The organism is Vibrio sp. Y176 (assembly GCF_033438945.1).
Map to the genome: position 1 here is coordinate 354,228 of NZ_JAWOQS010000005.1, position 17,568 is coordinate 371,795.

The 17,568-nt window shown below is 44.5% G+C and carries 19 protein-coding genes; 4 read left to right on the top strand and 15 right to left on the bottom strand.

Features of this window, described 5'->3' with window-relative positions; genetic code table 11:
• Nucleotides 1–706: 706 nt before the first annotated feature.
• The 4 genes from R7O13_RS15225 to R7O13_RS15240 all read left to right on the top strand — a co-directional run bounded on the left by R7O13_RS15225 (nt 707) and on the right by R7O13_RS15240 (nt 5,189).
• A complete protein-coding gene (locus tag R7O13_RS15225; RefSeq protein WP_042522516.1) occupies nt 707–1,282 on the top strand; it encodes a sigma-70 family RNA polymerase sigma factor in 576 nt (191 codons plus the stop codon).
• Nucleotides 1,275–2,006: a DUF3379 domain-containing protein gene (locus R7O13_RS15230; protein WP_005380527.1), complete on the top strand. Its 732-nt coding sequence runs from the start codon at nt 1,275–1,277 to the stop codon at nt 2,004–2,006. Before R7O13_RS15225 ends, R7O13_RS15230 begins: the two co-directional genes overlap by 8 nt.
• Nucleotides 2,007–2,303: 297 nt before the next feature.
• Nucleotides 2,304–3,563, top strand: coding sequence for an outer membrane protein transport protein (locus tag R7O13_RS15235; RefSeq protein WP_318304180.1), 1,260 nt, complete (start codon nt 2,304–2,306; stop codon nt 3,561–3,563).
• A 309-nt stretch (nt 3,564–3,872) separates the two neighbouring features.
• Complete coding sequence (locus R7O13_RS15240) at nt 3,873–5,189, top strand: outer membrane protein transport protein (protein ID WP_005380525.1); 1,317 nt, start codon at nt 3,873–3,875, stop codon at nt 5,187–5,189.
• A 74-nt stretch (nt 5,190–5,263) separates the two neighbouring features.
• On the opposite strand, the gene R7O13_RS15245 is transcribed toward R7O13_RS15240, so the two are convergent.
• The 15 genes from R7O13_RS15245 to R7O13_RS15315 all read right to left on the bottom strand — a co-directional run bounded on the left by R7O13_RS15245 (nt 5,264) and on the right by R7O13_RS15315 (nt 17,560).
• Nucleotides 5,264–6,037: a VacJ family lipoprotein gene (locus R7O13_RS15245; protein ID WP_005380523.1), complete on the bottom strand. Its 774-nt coding sequence runs from the start codon at nt 6,035–6,037 to the stop codon at nt 5,264–5,266.
• A gap of 216 nt (nt 6,038–6,253) precedes the next feature.
• The gene (gene ccmI / locus R7O13_RS15250) at nt 6,254–7,468 is read right to left on the bottom strand and encodes a c-type cytochrome biogenesis protein CcmI (protein WP_258483206.1); all 1,215 of its coding nucleotides are present in this window, start codon (nt 7,466–7,468) and stop codon (nt 6,254–6,256) included.
• Entirely contained in the window at nt 7,468–7,953 is a 486-nt protein-coding gene (locus R7O13_RS15255) for a cytochrome c-type biogenesis protein (protein ID WP_005380519.1), read from the bottom strand. Before R7O13_RS15255 ends, ccmI begins: the two co-directional genes overlap by 1 nt.
• On the bottom strand, nt 7,950–8,504 hold the full coding sequence (locus R7O13_RS15260; RefSeq protein ID WP_005380518.1) for a DsbE family thiol:disulfide interchange protein: 555 nt from the start codon (nt 8,502–8,504) through the stop codon (nt 7,950–7,952). Before R7O13_RS15260 ends, R7O13_RS15255 begins: the two co-directional genes overlap by 4 nt.
• A gap of 1 nt (nt 8,505) precedes the next feature.
• Nucleotides 8,506–10,482, bottom strand: coding sequence for a heme lyase CcmF/NrfE family subunit (locus R7O13_RS15265; protein ID WP_017635943.1), 1,977 nt, complete (start codon nt 10,480–10,482; stop codon nt 8,506–8,508).
• Nucleotides 10,479–10,964, bottom strand: coding sequence for a cytochrome c maturation protein CcmE (ccmE, locus tag R7O13_RS15270; RefSeq protein ID WP_005380516.1), 486 nt, complete (start codon nt 10,962–10,964; stop codon nt 10,479–10,481). The genes R7O13_RS15265 and ccmE overlap by 4 nt, the downstream gene beginning before the upstream one ends.
• A complete protein-coding gene (gene ccmD, locus R7O13_RS15275; RefSeq protein WP_005380515.1) occupies nt 10,961–11,167 on the bottom strand; it encodes a heme exporter protein CcmD in 207 nt (68 codons plus the stop codon). The genes ccmE and ccmD overlap by 4 nt, the downstream gene beginning before the upstream one ends.
• 11 nt (nt 11,168–11,178) lie before the next feature.
• Nucleotides 11,179–11,922 (bottom strand): heme ABC transporter permease, encoded by a 744-nt coding sequence (locus tag R7O13_RS15280; protein WP_005380513.1) that lies wholly within the window; start codon nt 11,920–11,922, stop codon nt 11,179–11,181.
• Between the two features lie 109 nt (nt 11,923–12,031).
• Complete coding sequence (ccmB, locus tag R7O13_RS15285; protein ID WP_005380512.1) at nt 12,032–12,700, bottom strand: heme exporter protein CcmB; 669 nt, start codon at nt 12,698–12,700, stop codon at nt 12,032–12,034.
• 1 nt (nt 12,701) lies between these two features.
• Nucleotides 12,702–13,319, bottom strand: coding sequence for a cytochrome c biogenesis heme-transporting ATPase CcmA (gene ccmA, locus R7O13_RS15290; RefSeq protein ID WP_005380511.1), 618 nt, complete (start codon nt 13,317–13,319; stop codon nt 12,702–12,704).
• A gap of 290 nt (nt 13,320–13,609) precedes the next feature.
• Nucleotides 13,610–14,104: a DUF2802 domain-containing protein gene (locus tag R7O13_RS15295; protein ID WP_262659128.1), complete on the bottom strand. Its 495-nt coding sequence runs from the start codon at nt 14,102–14,104 to the stop codon at nt 13,610–13,612.
• A 13-nt stretch (nt 14,105–14,117) separates the two neighbouring features.
• The gene (locus tag R7O13_RS15300) at nt 14,118–14,612 is read right to left on the bottom strand and encodes a chemotaxis protein CheW (protein WP_005380507.1); all 495 of its coding nucleotides are present in this window, start codon (nt 14,610–14,612) and stop codon (nt 14,118–14,120) included.
• A gap of 35 nt (nt 14,613–14,647) precedes the next feature.
• On the bottom strand, nt 14,648–15,670 hold the full coding sequence (locus tag R7O13_RS15305; RefSeq protein WP_318304181.1) for a chemotaxis protein CheW: 1,023 nt from the start codon (nt 15,668–15,670) through the stop codon (nt 14,648–14,650).
• A complete protein-coding gene (locus R7O13_RS15310) occupies nt 15,660–16,439 on the bottom strand; it encodes a ParA family protein (protein ID WP_005380505.1) in 780 nt (259 codons plus the stop codon). Before R7O13_RS15310 ends, R7O13_RS15305 begins: the two co-directional genes overlap by 11 nt.
• A gap of 8 nt (nt 16,440–16,447) precedes the next feature.
• Nucleotides 16,448–17,560 (bottom strand): chemotaxis response regulator protein-glutamate methylesterase, encoded by a 1,113-nt coding sequence (locus R7O13_RS15315; RefSeq protein ID WP_318304183.1) that lies wholly within the window; start codon nt 17,558–17,560, stop codon nt 16,448–16,450.
• Nucleotides 17,561–17,568 lie beyond the last annotated feature (8 nt).

The following is a 17,568-nucleotide window of genomic DNA, read 5'->3' on the forward strand; positions in this document are numbered from 1 at the left end:
TACAAGAGGTCTGACCTGATGCATTGTAATGAATTTGTTAAATTTATCAAACGTGCGTTTAAATAAACGTGAAGCAAGTAGTTCAATTACTCTACTTCTTTGATTCTTATGCGATTACTAATGGTTAACTATAGAGAGTTAAAACGGTAAGAGGTATACGGAAAGTAAAATCGAAGCAAAAAAAAACCACACATAACTGTGTGGTCGGAATATCTATAAAACAATTAACTTACGCCAATTGAAAAGTAATCAGTTTCCTGATTAGGAGAAAGTAAAGTCAGCCTTCAAAAGGAAGTGTCATCTTGCTCAACATGTTAGTCGCAATGACTAACGAGATGACAAGGTGTACTATAACCCCTTCACTGCTTGATATTTTGAAATAGATCAATTTTATAGTGATTTTACGAGTTTTAAGCTCACCTAGAGCGATTATTGATTCAAAACAATTCAAGAATCCACCTTCAGAAGTCCCTTTTAATGCTCCATCGAGTGAACTTATCCAAGCCATTGATTACTAATGATGATATTGTTAACAATATATATCAATTCGTGTTCGATGATATCTGACATTTGCGTATACACTTTTAGGTAACCACATGGCTTATTGTGTCAAAGGGTTTGCATGACAAATCCTGCAACCAAAACCGCTAAGCGATGAAGCAAGTAAAGTCATGCTCAGAACAAGTAAGAAACTCACAGAGCGAGGATGGAGGCTCCTGTGGCCATATTAAAAATGTTTGGAAAGAAAAACTCCAACAGTCCGGTCAACTCTGATATGGACAAGCAAAGAAAATACGAAGCGCTCGTCCGAGGGTATCATCGTGACTTGTACCGCTACGCATATTGGTTGTGCAAAGATAAAGCGGTCGCGGAAGATCTAGTTCAGGAAACCTGTCTTAGAGCTTGGAAGTCACTCGATAGCCTCCAAGACGAAAAAGCTGCCAAGTCTTGGCTCATCACAATATTGAGACGAGAAAATGCGCGCCGCTTCGAACGTAAACAATTTGATTTAGTTGATATCGATGATTACGGCAATGATGCTAAAGTCAGCGATGACCCACATCATCAGCAAGAATGGCTGCAGGCACAGATCATGAAGCTCGATGTTGAATACCGTGAGCCTTTATTTCTCCAAGTTGTCGGTGGTTTCAGTGGAGAAGAAATTGGCGACATTCTTGATTTAAATAAAAACACAGTGATGACTCGACTATTTCGCGCTCGTAATCAACTTAAAGAGATGTTGGATTCTCAAGATACCAAGAGAGGACAAAAGAATGGATGATTTAGAATTTCGTCGTCGTATTTTGTCGGATCCAAAACAAAAGGATGAAGAGATTCTGCAAGCTTTAGCTGGTAGCGACGCCAACAATAAGTTTGTTGATGACGTTTTGGATCTCGATGTAAAAATTAAACAAGCCATGAATGTGGATGTACCCGAAGATCTCGCAGATAAGATTTTATTTAGCCAGACGTCGAGTGCACTTGATGAAGAGAAGGTCGTCAGACCAAACTTTGTCCGCAAAGCAATGGCACTTGCCGCTTCTATTGCGTTCACCGCAGGGTTATTAGTTGGTCAAGTAAACTGGGGAAATGTTTTGGTGTCTCCAGCACAAGCCAGTTTAGCAGATACCGCGATGAAACACGTAATTCATGAAGAACCGTTTGTTCGTCATCTTGATGAGGATGTACCGAGCTCGCAAATTAATGCGAAAATGTCGCCATTTCATTACCAGTTTAGTGAAAACTTTCCATATCACGTTTACTACCTAAACCACTGCGGTTTTGGTGAATCCAATGCGGTGCATATGGTGTTCCAAGGTCCAAAAGGTAAAGTAACGTTATTTATTACTGGTATTCCAAGCGAACAAAGTACCGACTTTAATAAGGATGGCATGACCGGAATCGTTCAGCCCGTCGGGAGTTCAAGCCTGATTTTAGTCGGGGAAGAAGGTGAAAATATTGATGCTATCGCTACGACTCTTGCATCAATGATTAAGCCGATGTAACAACTTCGACGATTTCCAGCCTTCAAAAGGTTAAACGCCGCTAAATGATCTTATTTAGCGGCATTTTTGTATAAATAGAACGCAAAACATTCACCACCGCTATACCATTTAGAGCTTAAACTCTAAATTATGCATTTTAAGTGCAATTTCCCGTCTTTTAGACATCATTTCTGCAATTTTTATTCAATTTTATCCAATGGTCGGATTTGTCCAAGCAATTATTGATACTACTATCTGCGCCACTGAGCAAAAGCTCAATTTATCGTCCAAAGAGACGAATCTAATAAGGAAAAACAAATGACTCAGAACACGCGTCTGTTTAAAAAGACTCTCCTAGCAGTAACGGTAGCTTTGGCCTCAGGTCAATCGATGGCAGCGGGTTTCCAAATCAACGCTCAATCAGCAACTGGCATCGGCCGTGCATTTGCTGGTGATGCAGTAATCGCAGATAACGCCGCGGTAATGGCTCGTAACCCAGCAGCAATGGCTCTATTTGATAAAATGGAACTTTCGTTAGGCTTCGAAAGCATTACTTCAATGATTGAAGTGAAAGATGCGAAATATAACGTTAATACTCCTTTGGGCTCCAGTACTGTAAATGTTGCTGATACTGATGATGTGGGTGATACGTCAATAGCTCCAAACATTCACCTAATCGTTCCAGTAAATGACAAGTTTGCATGGGGCGTAAACGCATACTCTAATTTCGGCACTAAAACTGAATTTTCAGATAACTACACCGCAACCGAGTACGGTGGTCTTACGGATGTAAAAAGCTTCAACTTTGGATTGGCGGGTTCTTACCGTTTAGACGAACAATGGAGCTTTGGTGCTGGTTTAGATTTAATCTACGGCCAAGGCACAATGAAGCGTACAACTAGCTCTTCAGTCCCAGGGGTTGGCGGTCAAAAAATTCTGGACGTAGATAAAGCTGATGGTTGGGCTGTTGGTTTTAACGTTGGTACTGTGTACGAACTAGATGAAAACAACCGTTTTGGTCTAGCGTATCGTTACAGCCCTGAATTTACGGCGAAAGACGACAAAGGTCAGGAAATCACGCTACCTCTACCAGATATGGCCGAGTTTTCTGGTTTCCACAAAATCCAAGACACTAAGTTTGCTGTACACTACAGCATCCAATACATCGGTTGGAAAGATTTCGACCAAATTGATTTTGAGAACCTAAATCAGGGTTTACTTAAAGGTGGTTACTCGAAAGACTATCAATGGCAAGATGGCTGGCACTACGCAATTGGTGGTACTTACTACCTAAACAACAACTGGACACTTCGTGCTGGTTACATGTACGACACAAGCGCTCAAGATAAAGTAACGTCTATCTCGGTACCAGACTCTGATCGCCAGTGGTTCTCCACAGGTTTCTCTTACCATATTGATAATAGCTCAAACATCGATTTTGGCTTCACGTACTTGTTAGGTGAAGATGTAAAAGTTAATGAGAATACTCAATTATCTCCTGTTCTTTCTACCGGTGTAACAGCAACAACTCATGCTGATGCAATTCTATTCGGCTTACAATACAGCCGTAGCTTCTAAACGCTTCGCTGTTAGTTAGTAGAAAAATACTTTATATAAAAGGCTGGATTTCCAGCCTTTTTTCATATCTGCGATTTATTGCCCACTCAATTTGAGTGAACACGTGTATCTAAATCTCACAATTAGGACGCACAGCTGTTCGCTGAATTCCGTTTACAAGCCTTTCACAGTTAGATTATTAAACCGCAAAAATAACATTTGAAAGGATAATATTTCAAATGACCACTTACGCTGGATTTTCATTTCTAAAGTAAAAACTCTACCTTTAAACTTTCGTCCCACGTTATAAACAAATCAGCGAACATTCGAATGAAAACCAACAAGACTCTTCTATCAACAGCAGTGGCATTAAGCCTACTTGGCACAACGGGCATGGCTAACGCAGCAGGTTTCCAACTTGCTGAATATTCTGCAACAGGCCTAGGTCGAGCATATGCTGGTGAAGCTGCAATGGCTGACAACGCAAGTGCACAATGGCGTAACCCAGCAATGCTAACTTATTTGGAAGGCACTCAAGTGTCCGTTGGTGCAATCTATGTGAACCCAAATATTGATATTGAAGGTGATGTAAACTTCCACGGTAGCACTTCTTCTGCATCTTCAGATGACTTCGCACATGATGCAATCATTCCAAACTTCTACCTATCACACCAATATAATGAGAAATTCGCGATTGGTTTGGCATTTGGCACCAACTACGGCATGGAAACCGATTTAGGTAAAGGCTTTGGTGCCTCGCACTTCGGTAACGAAGCAAGCGTAACGACAATGGAAGCGAACTTGAACGCAGCTTACAAAGTCAATGAATCAATCAGCGTTGGTGGTGGTATCCGTTACATCATCGGCGAAGGCAGCTTTGGCGCAGCAGCTCCTAAGAATAACGTTGTAGGGTTAAATCCTGAAACTAATCAACCAATCAGTGTTCCTCAAGGTACTGCTCTAAAATACATGGAAGGTGACGATACCGCTTGGGGCTGGCAAGTTGGTACAGCATGGCAGATCAATGAAAATAACCGTATCGGCTTCGCGTACAAATCTGAAGTTGAACTAAAGCTTGAAGGCCATGCTGAAGGTCTTGGTTTTGGCTTCGGTACTTCTGAACGCGACAACGGCTACATGTATCTAAACCTGCCTGCAACGGCTGAATTGGCAAGCTTCCACCAAGTAACAGACCAACTTGCGTTACACGCAAGCGTTAACTGGACGGATTGGAGCTCTTTCGAGAAATTGGAAGCACGTCTAAATACTGCTGGCACGCATATGGTTAAAGTAGAAAACTGGGAAGACAACTATCGCTTTGCTGTTGGTGCTACTTACCAGCTTGATCCTAAGCTAGCGCTACGCACTGGTATTGCATACGATACTTCAGCGGTAAGCGACAAAAACCGCACGATTACTATTCCAGAAACTGACCGTACTTGGCTAAGTATTGGCGCAACGTACGATTGGACGAAAGACTTCAGCCTAGACGCTGGCTTCACCTATATTTTTGCGAAAGACGCACCAATCGTTGAGTCTCGTGGTTACAAGTCAGACGACACTGCAGAACAAGTCGGCGGCCAATTCGTAGGCGAAACTACGGGTAATGTTTGGCTAATCGGTGTTCAAGCAAACTACCGTTTCTAACCAAGCTGCAAAATACAAAAAAGGCTTAGCATCAGCTAAGCCTTTTTTCATTTCTCTATTGTGAAGAACAACGCTTAAAAGTCTTCTAGATATTCATCTAAATACTCTTCTTCTTCGATGTTAACTTCTTCTACCGTTTCAACTTCTGCTTTAAAGTTTTGACGCTGGATATAAACATCGCGAGTTAGAATATATGGATCCGGCGACGAGTCTAGCTGCGCTTCTTGCGGTACTAATAAAGCACGCTTCTCCATTCCTTCAAACGCCCACTTACCCAAACTCGCCCAGAAGTTGAGATAAGAGAGGGGTAAATACGTACTATCTACGGTATCTGTCACTTCACGTAAGGTATACGGACCATAACCTGGAACCATGAAGTAAGGACCATTTCCAACACCATAGTGGCCTACTGCATCACTGAACGCTTTCTCGTCGTACTTCGTAATACCCGCGGCACTTGCAATATCGAATAAACCGAAAATACCGAACGTCGAGTTAATCCAAAAACGGTTAAAGTGGTCCACGGCTTTCGTACCATTACCCATGATTAAGTTATTAACCATGCTTGCTGGCTCATCTAAGTTCGATAAGAAGTTAGCAATACCAGAACGAATAGGAACTGGCGTGTATTCTACATACGCAAGTGATACAGGACGAACCAAATACGGATCTAAATATTCGTAGTTGAGTTCCCACATGGTTCGGTTAAAGCCTTCCAACGGGTCATACACATCAGAAGTCGTTTGATTTGTTTCTTGTCCTGTTACTGCTTCATCAGGCGCACTTGAACAGCCAACCAGTCCAACGGCTAACAGCAACAAGAAGGTAGATTTACCCTTGTTATACATTTTATTTTCCATAACGACTATTAATGTACCTAAGTCACCCCGATTAACCATAGTACGTATGTTGAGCAGGATACATAGTAAAGATGACTCAGATATGGGAATAAATAAAGGCCAGCAATCGCTGGCCTTCGGTATTCTACTCGATCGTTTAGAGTCATACCACTAAAGGCAACTGACTCTACCTCGTTGTCATGTTTCAGAGACAGATGTTAACAATTAATACTGCTGATCAATGGTCACTTCTACTGGTGCGCCAAATTCAACGACGTCACTTTCTCCGTGCCAATCTTGATCACGCGTTGCTACGTTACCGTCAGAATCTACACGCACACGGACGATTAGCTTATCGAGTGAAGATAACTTTTGCCCTTGCATCATGGCATTGCCATCATCTAATACGACTGTGCGAGGGAAAGTACCTAGCGGATAACGAGCAGCAGCCACAGGCATTGGGGAGCCATCTGAACGATGTACTGACACAATCAGAACTGCGTTTGGATCCAACTGAGCATTTGGTGCCACATCAATTGTCACAGCTACACTCTTATCTGGTGAAACCGCTTCGCCCATTTGCTTACGAGCACTCTCAATACTGCGTGACAACATCTCGTAGCGGCTATCTTCTGGACCAATCATTTGCTGCATGATTCCCCAGTACTTGATGGCAGCCGGGAAGTCTTGACGCTCAAACGCATCGAACGCCAACAAAGAAAACACACGCAGATCGACATAGTCTTGCTGCATCAGCTTGCCGAGTAATGAGCGAGCCGTCGCTTGATCCATTTCCTCTTGAGACAGCATCAGAGCTTGTGCATAACCCAACATCACATCTGGGTCTTTTGGCTCTAGGTGGTACGATTTTTCCATCGCATCGATAGCTGTGGTGACATCACGATTTGCTAACGCAATACGACCTAGCAGTAACCAACCTGTCGAGTCTTCCGGCTGGTAATGTAAGCGAGTTCGAAGGGCAAGGGTCAAATCCGCCATTTCATCGTCACTCAGCGGCTCAGAAGAAGCCGACATCAGCTTTTTCGATAACTCAGGTAGATTTGCAGACACTTCTTGCCATTGAACAATATCGTCTGACGCGCCAAATTTATAATACAAACCATAGCTCAGCACCACCGTCAGAATTACCGATGGAACTAAAACCGCGATTGGAGAAACCTTAGTTTCTTTTTGCGCTTTATCACCAGGGATATCGTCAAGCAGTGATTGCTTTAGATCAGAAATCAGTTCGTCTTCACTTTCAACTAGACCTTCGTCAGTTTCTTCTGCAAGCTCAGATAGTCGGTCTTTATAAAATGCCTTGTTAAGCTCATCGCGTAACACATCATCATTGTTCGCTTTTTGTTTAAGCAGCGGCAAAGCCACCAGCGCACAAGCAATAAGCGTGAGAACAACGGTGGAAATCCAAAATAGTGTCATTACTTCTTATCTCCGTTGTTCTCTTCTTCAAGCAATGCTTTTAAACGAGCTTCTTTTTGCTCATCCCATTGCTCGTCACTGCTCGCTTTTGCCTTAACTTTAGATTTACGGCTACGCAGCACAATCAAACCAAAACCACCCAGTACTACAGCGAGTGGCCCTAGCCACAAAATCGCAGTCGCGACCGTAAATGGTGGGTTGTAAGTCACGAAGTTACCGTAACGGGCGATCATGTAATCAACAATCTCATCTTTGGACTTACCTTCTTTGGTCATTTCGTACACCTTATGGCGTAAGTCCTGAGCAAGTTCAGCGTTAGAATCCGAGATCGTGTTGTTCTGACATTTAGGGCAACGGAGCGTATGGCTTAACTCTTTGAACTGCTGTTCTTGTTCCAAATTATCAAACTCGTACACTTCAATGGCCGCATGAGCAGCAAGAGATAATGTCATCGCAGCAAAAACGGCAAGAATTAGCTTTCTCATTGCTTCGCCTCCTCAACCAATTTGTTGTAAAGCGGCTCCAGTGTTTCTGACCAATTACGTGGGTTTACATCCCCTACATGGCGATAGCGAATCACACCATTTGCATCAATAATGAATGTTTCTGGAGCACCATAAACACCAAGGTCAAGGCCAAGCATACCACTGCCATCAAATAGGCTGATCAAGTACGGGTTGCCGAGATCATTCAGCCAACCTATTGCTTTATTACGATCATCTTTGTAATTCATACCGATGATCTTAACGCCCTTACCCGCCAATTCGTTTAGGTATTTATGCTCTGCATAACACGTTGGGCACCACGTTGCCCAAACGTTCAAGAGCAACGGTTCACCTTTAAAAATTGATTGGTCGTACTGTTTTCCAGGCTCAGCCAGATCTTCTAAATGAAATTCAGGAACTGGCTTGCCAACCAAAACCGACTCCAATTTAGTTGGATCATCGCCCTCTTGATTACGCATTAATTGGGTTGCGAAAATGCCCGCTAGAATCATGAAAGCGACAAGCGGAATAAATAAGATTTTCTTATTCATGTTATGCCTCCTGCTCTTTTGACTTCGCGTTTTTCTTCGGCGATTTACGGAAGCGGTAGCGTTTATCAGAAATCGCTAGTGCGCCGCCTAATGCCATAATCAAAGAGCCAGCCCAAATCCAACGAACGAACGGTTTATAGTAAATACGAACAGCCCAAGATCGGTTGTCGTCTAAACGTTCACCCATTGCAATGTATAAGTCGCGGCTAATACCACGGTCAATGGCTGCTTCAGTCATCATAGACTTAGCCGTACGGTAGAAGCGCTTCTCTGCGTGAAGCGTATTCACGTATTTGCCATCGTGTGTGATCTCAAAGTCTGCGATGTAGCCATCGTAGTTTGGACCATCTTTATCACGCAAGCCTGAGAAGTAGAAATCATAGCCTTGAATTTGGAAGTGTTCGCCAGGTGCTAAACGTACATCACGCTCGATGCTGTAGTTCTGTACCATCGCAATACCGATAACAGATACCGCCAGACCAACATGACCCAACATCATTGCCCAGTGGCTACGTTGCAGCTTGCGAACACCTTCACTAAAGCTATGACGGTGCGTTGCGCGCTCGTACAGTTCAAAGCCATGCATCGCAATAATCCAAATCGCCATCACCCAACCAATGTAAGCCATGGTTGAGAAGAAATCGGCAAACAGGTACACGCATAGCGCGGCCAAGGCGAAAGCAAGCACACCTGAAACGAGCATTGGTTTCACAAGTTTAGATAAATTGTCTCGCTTCCAACGAATAAGAGGACCAATACCAAGCAGAAAAGCAAATGGCATCATTAACCACGCAAATAGCATGTCAAAGAATGGCGCACCTATAGAGACCGACCCCAAACCAAGCTGCTTGTGTACGAGCGGCAACAGTGTCCCCACTAACACCACAACAAGAGCGGCGATAAGTAATACATTGTTGGCTAAGAGCGCATTTTCACGTGAGACTAAGTCGAAGTTACCTCGTACACGCACTGCTGCCCCTTTTACGGCAAACAGCAATAAAGAGCCGCCGATAACGAAAACGAGGAAGCCTAGAATAAACATACCGCGCGACGGGTCAGACGCGAACGCGTGCACCGATACTAAAATACCGGAACGGACTAAGAAGGTGCCCAACAAACTCAACGAAAATGCAGAGATTGCCAATAGTACCGTCCACGCTTTAAATGTGCCGCGTTTTTCTGTCACGGCAAGAGAGTGCATTAATGCGGTACCCGCTAACCAAGGCATGAATGATGCGTTTTCTACTGGGTCCCAGAACCACCAGCCACCCCAGCCAAGTTCGTAGTAAGCCCACCAAGAACCTAGTGCGATACCAAGTGTTAAAAATACCCATGCTGCGGTTGTCCAAGGACGAGACCAACGAGCCCAAGCCGTGTCAAGGCGTCCGGTCATTAGGGATGCGATCGCAAAAGAGAACGCAACCGAGAAACCAACATAGCCCATGTAAAGCATTGGCGGGTGAACAATTAAACCAGGGTCTTGAAGCAGAGGGTTCAAGTCACGTCCGTCAACCGGGAAGAACGGTAACGTACGTAGGAATGGATTTGACGTTAGGATGATAAACAGTAGGAAACCCACTGAGATCATGCCCATAACAGCAAGTACACGTGCAACCGACTCTTGCGGCATACCACGACTAAACGTCGCTACAGCGACAGTCCAAGCTGCTTGGATTAACACCCATAGCAACAGTGAACCTTCGTGTGCACCCCATACTGCGGTTAAACGGTAGTACCAAGGAAGCTGACTATTCGAGTTGCTCGCTACATACTGTAACGTGAAGTCGTTGGTATAAAATCCCCAGCATAAAATGGCGAAAGAGAACAACAGCATCAGGAACATAGACCAAGATAGCGGTCGCGCTGTGTTCATGAGCATGGTGTTATTATTCGATGCTCCCCACAATGGCAATACGCTCAACAGCACAGCCATTGCAAGCGAAAGAATGAGAGCAAAGTGACCGATTTCAGCAATCATTGGCCGCTTCCTTGTTTCTGTTCGGTGCTGTATTGAAGCGGTTCATGCGTTTTCTTCATCGCTTCTGCAATTTCTGGTGGCATGTATTCTTCATCGTGCTTCGCTAGGACCTCAAATGCCTCAACTGTCGTGGCATCTTTCAGTACACCTTGAGCAACAATACCCTGCCCTTCACGGAACAAGTCAGGAAGAATACCGTCATAGGTAATCGTCACTTTCGGACCGACATCGTGCAGGTCAAAACTCACTTTCAAAGAATTAGGATCTCGACGAACTGAGCCCACAACCACCATTCCACCGATACGCAGACGCTGGCCTACTTCTGGCTTGGTGCCATCTGGCTTACCATTAACCAATTCCGTTGGAGTGTAGAAAAGGTCCATATTTTGGTTAAGCGCATAAAGTATCAAACCAATGGTGGCACTAATACCGATAAAGATCGCTAGTACAATACCTAGCCTCTTTTTACGTCTCGGGTTCATAAGGTGTTCTCCATGTTCTTCGCTGCGTCGATACGAGCTTGACGGTCAATTTTTGCTTTCACTTCTTTCAATAATGCATCACCGCGGCGAAGGCTAGTGATCAGAAGAATCAGCATGGATAAGAAAGTAATACCAAACGCACTCCATACGTATGATGCGTAGCCACCCATGGCAAAAAAGTCGCTCAGAGATTCAAAATGCATAATCAGTTACCTCACTGAGTTTGTTCTGTTGCGAGTTTGCGCACCCAGGGGCGGTGACTTTCTTTACTGATGATTTCGTTACGAAAACGGACCATCGTCACGGCACCAAAGAAGAACGCAAAGCCAAAGATGTTCAGCAATAACGGCCAAAGCATGTCGGATGAAATAGAAGGTTGCTCAAATTTCGTGATCGTCGCACCTTGATGAAGCGTGTTCCACCATTCCACGGAAAAGTGAATTATAGGTAGGTTTACTACGCCTACGATCGCTAAGATACCAGCGGCTTTTGCAGCGGTTTTTTGATCGTCAAACGCATGGTAGAGCGCAATCACACCAAGGTAGAGAAATAGCAGAATCAATTCAGATGTAAGACGGGCATCCCATACCCACCAAGTGCCCCACATAGGCTTGCCCCAAACAGCACCTGTAAGTAGAGCAATAAAAGTAAATACTGCACCAATCGGAGCCATCGCAAGTGCCGCCATATCAGATAGGCGAACTTGCCATACTAGGCCAATAAATGCAGCGATCGCCATCGACATATAAACGCCCATAGACCAAATAGCTGATGGGACATGAATGTAGATGATTCGGAAACTGTCACCTTGTTGGTAATCTGAAGGCGCAAATGCAAGCCCCCAAACCGTACCAACCGATAAGCATACGAGGGCCAATACAGAAAACCAAGGCAGAAACTTACCACTCAAACGATAAGCTGCTTCTGGCTTGGCATAAGGATGTAGCCATTTCCACATGTTTTGTTCTCACTCTTACTTCAGGGACACTGTCTAAAGGGTTGAGACCGTAGCAGTGCTTTAATAATAATTCTTTGATCAAGCGCCGCTTCATTGGCACTTTATTGAGTTAGTTAACACTAACTCGTAATGCGGCACTGATGGCAAAAGGCGTTAATGTCATCGCCCCCATTAGCATCGCACCTAAAATCGCTAGTTGACCGTTATACGCCATACCGAGTGCGGCAGCATCAATTGCCGATGTTGCGAAAATCAAAATTGGGATGTAGAGCGGAAGAATAAGCAAACTCAAAAGAACGCCACCCTTTTGCAACCCAACAGTCAACGCCACACCAATGGCGCCAATAAAACTTAGTGTTGGTGTACCGATCATCAAGGTTAATACAACCGATAGCCAAGTATTGAAGTCGAGCGAAAGTAAAACCGCCAATAATGGGCTAATTAAAATCAGAGGTAACCCTGTTAACAACCAATGTGCTATGACCTTTGAAACCACTACAAGTTGCAATGGAATCGGCATTAGCATCATTTGTTCTAGTGCACCGTCTTGAAAATCATCACGAAATAGACGCTCTAATGATAATAAGGCGGACAGCAATGCGGCAACCCAAACGATGCCCGCTGCAATACGTGCTAACAAATTAGGTTCTGGTCCAATACTCAGAGGAAAGAGAGTAATGACAATAATAAAGAACCACAACGGGTTCAGAATGTCTGCCTGACGGCGAAATGCGATTAGGAGCTCACGACGAATGATGGTGGTCATCGAGGAAATCATATCAGTCACCCAGCTTTATTTTTCTAAGTTTCGGGCTGTCCGCAAACATATCTTGATGCGTCGTCAACACAACAATACCGCCATTATCAGCATGACTTGCGAACAAAGATTCAAGCACCTTGACGCCTTGCTTATCAATGGCAGTCAACGGCTCATCTAAAATCCATAAAATTTGCTTACTGAGCCATAACCTTGCCAATGCGACTCGTCGTTGCTGACCTGCGGAAAGTTGTGCTACAGGCACATCTTCTCGACCAGCTAATCCTACTTGAGTCAAAGCGATAAAGATTTCTTCGTCTGAAGAGCGATTATTTTGAATAGATTGATAAAAACGTAAGTTTTCTAATGCGGTAAGCTCTCGTTTCACTCCTGTTTGATGTCCTAAGAAAAGCAGATCTTGATGGAAAACATCACGAGATTTTTCAACCTCTTCGCCTTTCCATTTAATGACACCTTCTTCTCTATCACCTAACCCTGTCACAATCCGTAGCAATGTAGTTTTACCAGTACCATTACGCCCTTCGATCTGGACCAATTCACCAGGCTTAATTTCAAACTGCAGGTTTTCAAACAGAACCCTTTCATCACGGATTGCTGTCAGGTTAGACACTTCTAACATAGAGCTTCAACTAAAAAATGAACGAGCCGCTATATTAGCACAGCTTAGTTATGACAAAACAGGATAAGAGGGCTAGGTTACATGTAAGTTCATGTATTTTTGTTAATTAATCATCACACTTTAATAAAATTAACTATAAGTAGTTATAAGCGCTCATTTTGAATTTGAGAGGCCAGAACTAAGAGCAAGATCGACTGAAGGTTATCTAGGGTTGTATTTAAGAAGAGCATTAGCGGCTAAAAACAAAAAAAGAGGCGTAATAACGCCTCTTTTTTATCGCTTGATAACCTTTAGCGTCGACGACGTCCACGCGCTGGATATTCTGCGTCATCTGATGGCTGACCACTTAATGGTGGAATCTTCTCTTTCCCCGCCAGTTTCTTCTGCAGTGAAAGCATCAACTCAGCTTCGGCTTTTGGTAGTTCGCACTCTTCAATCAACTCGTTGATATCAGCGCCAAGCTGTACCATTTTAGAAGCGCGACTGTACAAGCGACCATCAGTATCAGCGTGTTCGAGTTCGCGAATTCTCTCGTTTAAGTGCTGAATAATGTCCTGTTGCTCCGTCACTTTTTGCCCAAGACCAACGACAACCGAGCGCACTTCGAGTAACTGCTTACTCAACTTTTGCACTTCTTTATCTGCGTGTCGAGATTGAGCTCGTTGTTGGTCTAACTGCTTTTGTAACCCCGAGCGAATCTGCAGTTGCAAAACAACCAATACTAACACGATAAAAGCGACGCCACCCGCAAGGAATGGAGCAGATAAAAGAGTCTCTTCAGCCATCATCATTCAGCCATTAAAGGTGAGCCATCTCGTCCCACTCATCATCTGTTAGCAGCTTGTTCAAATCCACAAGGATAAGAAGCTTGCCGTCACGGTTGCTCACACCCTGGATGAACTTCGCACTCTCGTCGGTACCAACTGAAGGCGTCGTATCAATTTCAGAAGAACGCAGATAAACAACTTCTGCCACGCTATCTACTAAGATACCAATCACTTGACGCTCAGACTCGATCACAATAATACGAGTGTTGTCGGTGACTTCGCCTTCCATCAGGCCAAAACGTGAACGTGTATCGATAACAGTAACTACATTACCGCGTAGGTTGATGATACCAAGTACATAATCTGGTGCACCTGGAACAGGGGCAATTTCAGTATAACGAAGTACTTCACGAACTTGCATTACGTTGATGCCGTACGTTTCTTCTTCTAGCTGGAACGTCACCCATTGAAGAACTTCGTCATTCGATGCATCTTTCTTCACTTCTACTTCAAAAGCTTGAGACATAGTTAATCCTCGTTAATGTCGTTCCCGACTTAAATCTAATTCAGTGATTTGACATCTAAACCGGCGTTTAGCATGTCAATGAGCGCCTGGACATGAATTAAGGCACACATTTTTTCTTTTACCATGCCCGCTAGCCAAGGGCGTTTACCCGCCTGCTCACGCCAGCGAACCTTGTCGATATTAAGCGTTTCAGTCCCCATTAATTGGTTACTGGCCAACCCCCACATGCTCTCACCAAGCATGACGACATATTGGTAGTTATCTTTATAGCTATCATCACGAAGCTTATCTGCCATCACCCATTTCGCGGTATCGACGACATCAAACTGTTGCTCGCGATTTGTTTGTAGCCCCAAATACCAGGCGGGTTTTCCTATCAAATGGTTAAGCTCGCTAATGCGATGAATACCACCTAACTCATCAAGAGGTACAGCAAACGTGACACCATTCACATCAAAGTAAAGAACTTGGAAGTCCTCACTTCGCTTCGTGCTTTCCCAGACCGTTGGTATATCGGAATCTGCTTGTGTTTCGAGTTCAGTATCGACGTTCGATTCTATATTGATACTTTGTTCGATCACTGCGTGAGGTTCATCCACCTCTGGTTGCGCTTCCTCAAAAACTGGCTCATCAGTCACCCAGTCCTGTATTTCCTCAACACCCTGAAGCTCAGGCACCTCACTAAAGGTTTGTACCTCAGGCTCAGCCGCTTTTATCTCTGCTGCAATATCAATCGTATTTTGTTCAAGAATACTATCAATATCCAACTCAGCCACTGGGTTGCTTGCTTCAAGCTGACTTAATAGCCTTTGAACATCTTCCAGGTTTGGAGCTTCCAACTCTGGCGGATATGTTTCTTGAAACTGGTACGTTTCTGGCTCCGAGTATTGTAGCTGCAATTCTGGCTCTGGCTCTGGCTCTGGCTCTGCAGATGATACCTCTTGAGCCAATAGGTCAAGGTCTTCCTCAAGAGTCGTTATTTCAGTTTCATCATCCAGTAATGCATTAAAGTAGTCATCAAGTGCTTGTTCACTGGACAGCACATCATTACTGCTCATCGAACGCCAACCTCTCCAGATAAATCAGTAGCTGTTTATAGGCAAACACACCACGACTACCAGATGCAAAATGCGACGCTGGCAAGTGCTTTAAACTGGCATCGCGGAACTTGGTATCAATAGGCACCGCTGAGGTCCACACTTGATTTGGGTAATCTTTTTTCAGTTGCATCAATGTCTGCAATGACGCTTTCGTGCGCTTATCGTACATGGTTGGGACGATAGTCACTTTGAAACCGCCCGGGCGAGATTTTTGCATAATGGTTAGCGTACGCATCATGCGCTCTAGACCTTTCATCGCCAAAAACTCTGTTTGAACAGGAATCAAAATTCGGTCACTGGCTGCCAACGCGTTCACCATCATCACGCCAAGGATTGGCGGACAATCAATCAACACATAGTCATAGTCTTGTGAGACAGTTTGCAGCGCCCGTTTTAAGATTAATCCCATACCACTGCGATTACCCATTACGCGATCAAGCGTGGCAAGGGACATATGCGCGGGAATGATATCCATTCCTTCCAGCTCTGTTTCTAAAATCAACGGTTTAACCGTCTCACGAGAAAACGTCTTCAACTGGAATAAATCAAATAGGCTCGAAGTTACTGCATCAGGATCATAACCGAGATAAGTAGTCAGTGAGGCGTGAGGATCAGTATCAACCATCAATACTCGATGGCCTTTCTGGCTCAATAAGCCCGCCAATGTCACTGTTGAGGTGGTTTTACCCACGCCTCCTTTCTGGTTAGCTACACTCCAAACAATCATGATGAATCCTAAGCTAGGCCAACTTCCACCAACATGCGTTCAGCAATGCGGTCAAGCGGTAAATCTTCTGAAGAAATGCCTGCTTTAGCAACCGCTTGGGGCATGCCATAAACAACACAACTTTCTTCATCTTGTGCCCAAATAGTTGAGCCTGAAGACTTCAACATGCGAGCGCCCTCACGACCGTCTGCACCCATGCCTGTCAACACTAAAGAGAGCACTTTGTCGCCATATACTTTTGCGGCAGAACCAAAAGTCACATCCACACATGGTTTGTAGTTCATGCGGTCGCCGCCATCAATAATGCGAAGACGAGCAGCGCCCGCTCGTCCATCCACCATCATTTGTTTCCCACCTGGTGCAAGGTATGCCACACCGGGCTGTAACACATCGCCATCTTGTGCTTCTTTCACTTGAATCTTACACAAGGTGTTCAAACGGCTGGCAAACGCAGCAGTAAACGTTGCTGGCATGTGTTGAATCAATACAATCGGATGCGGATAGTTCATCGGCAAACGCGTCAGAATTTTTTGTAGAGCAACGGGGCCACCTGTTGATGTGCCAATTGCCGTCAGTTGATACTTCTTACCAGAAGCACGGTACTTTGTCGCAGCAGGTCGAGTTGGTGTTGGAGTCACAGGTGAAGCCGTTCTTGAACCTAATGATCGAGTAGTCGTGCTGGTACTCGCTGTTGGGCGAGCGATAGGTCGACGCATGAAAGCGCGCTTCGAGGCAATCTGAATCACACGCTGTTGAAGTAATGACACCGCTTCTTCACGGTTACGCGCAATGTCCTCAAACTTTTTCGGTAAGAAGTCCAATGCGCCCGCATCTAGCGCATCAAGCGTAGCTTTCGCCCCGTCGTGGGTCAGGGACGAAAACATTAGAATTGGCGTTGGAGCAGCGGCCATAATTTCACGTACAGCTGTAATGCCATCCATCACTGGCATTTCAATATCCATCGTGATGACGTCAGGTTTGAGAGATTTGGCTTTCTCAACCGCATCTCTACCATTTACCGCAACGTCAATCACTTCTAGGCGCGATTCTGAGTTGATGATTTCGCTCACGCGACGTCGGAAAAAACTCGAATCATCAACGACTAGTACTTTAATCGCCATCTTATTCC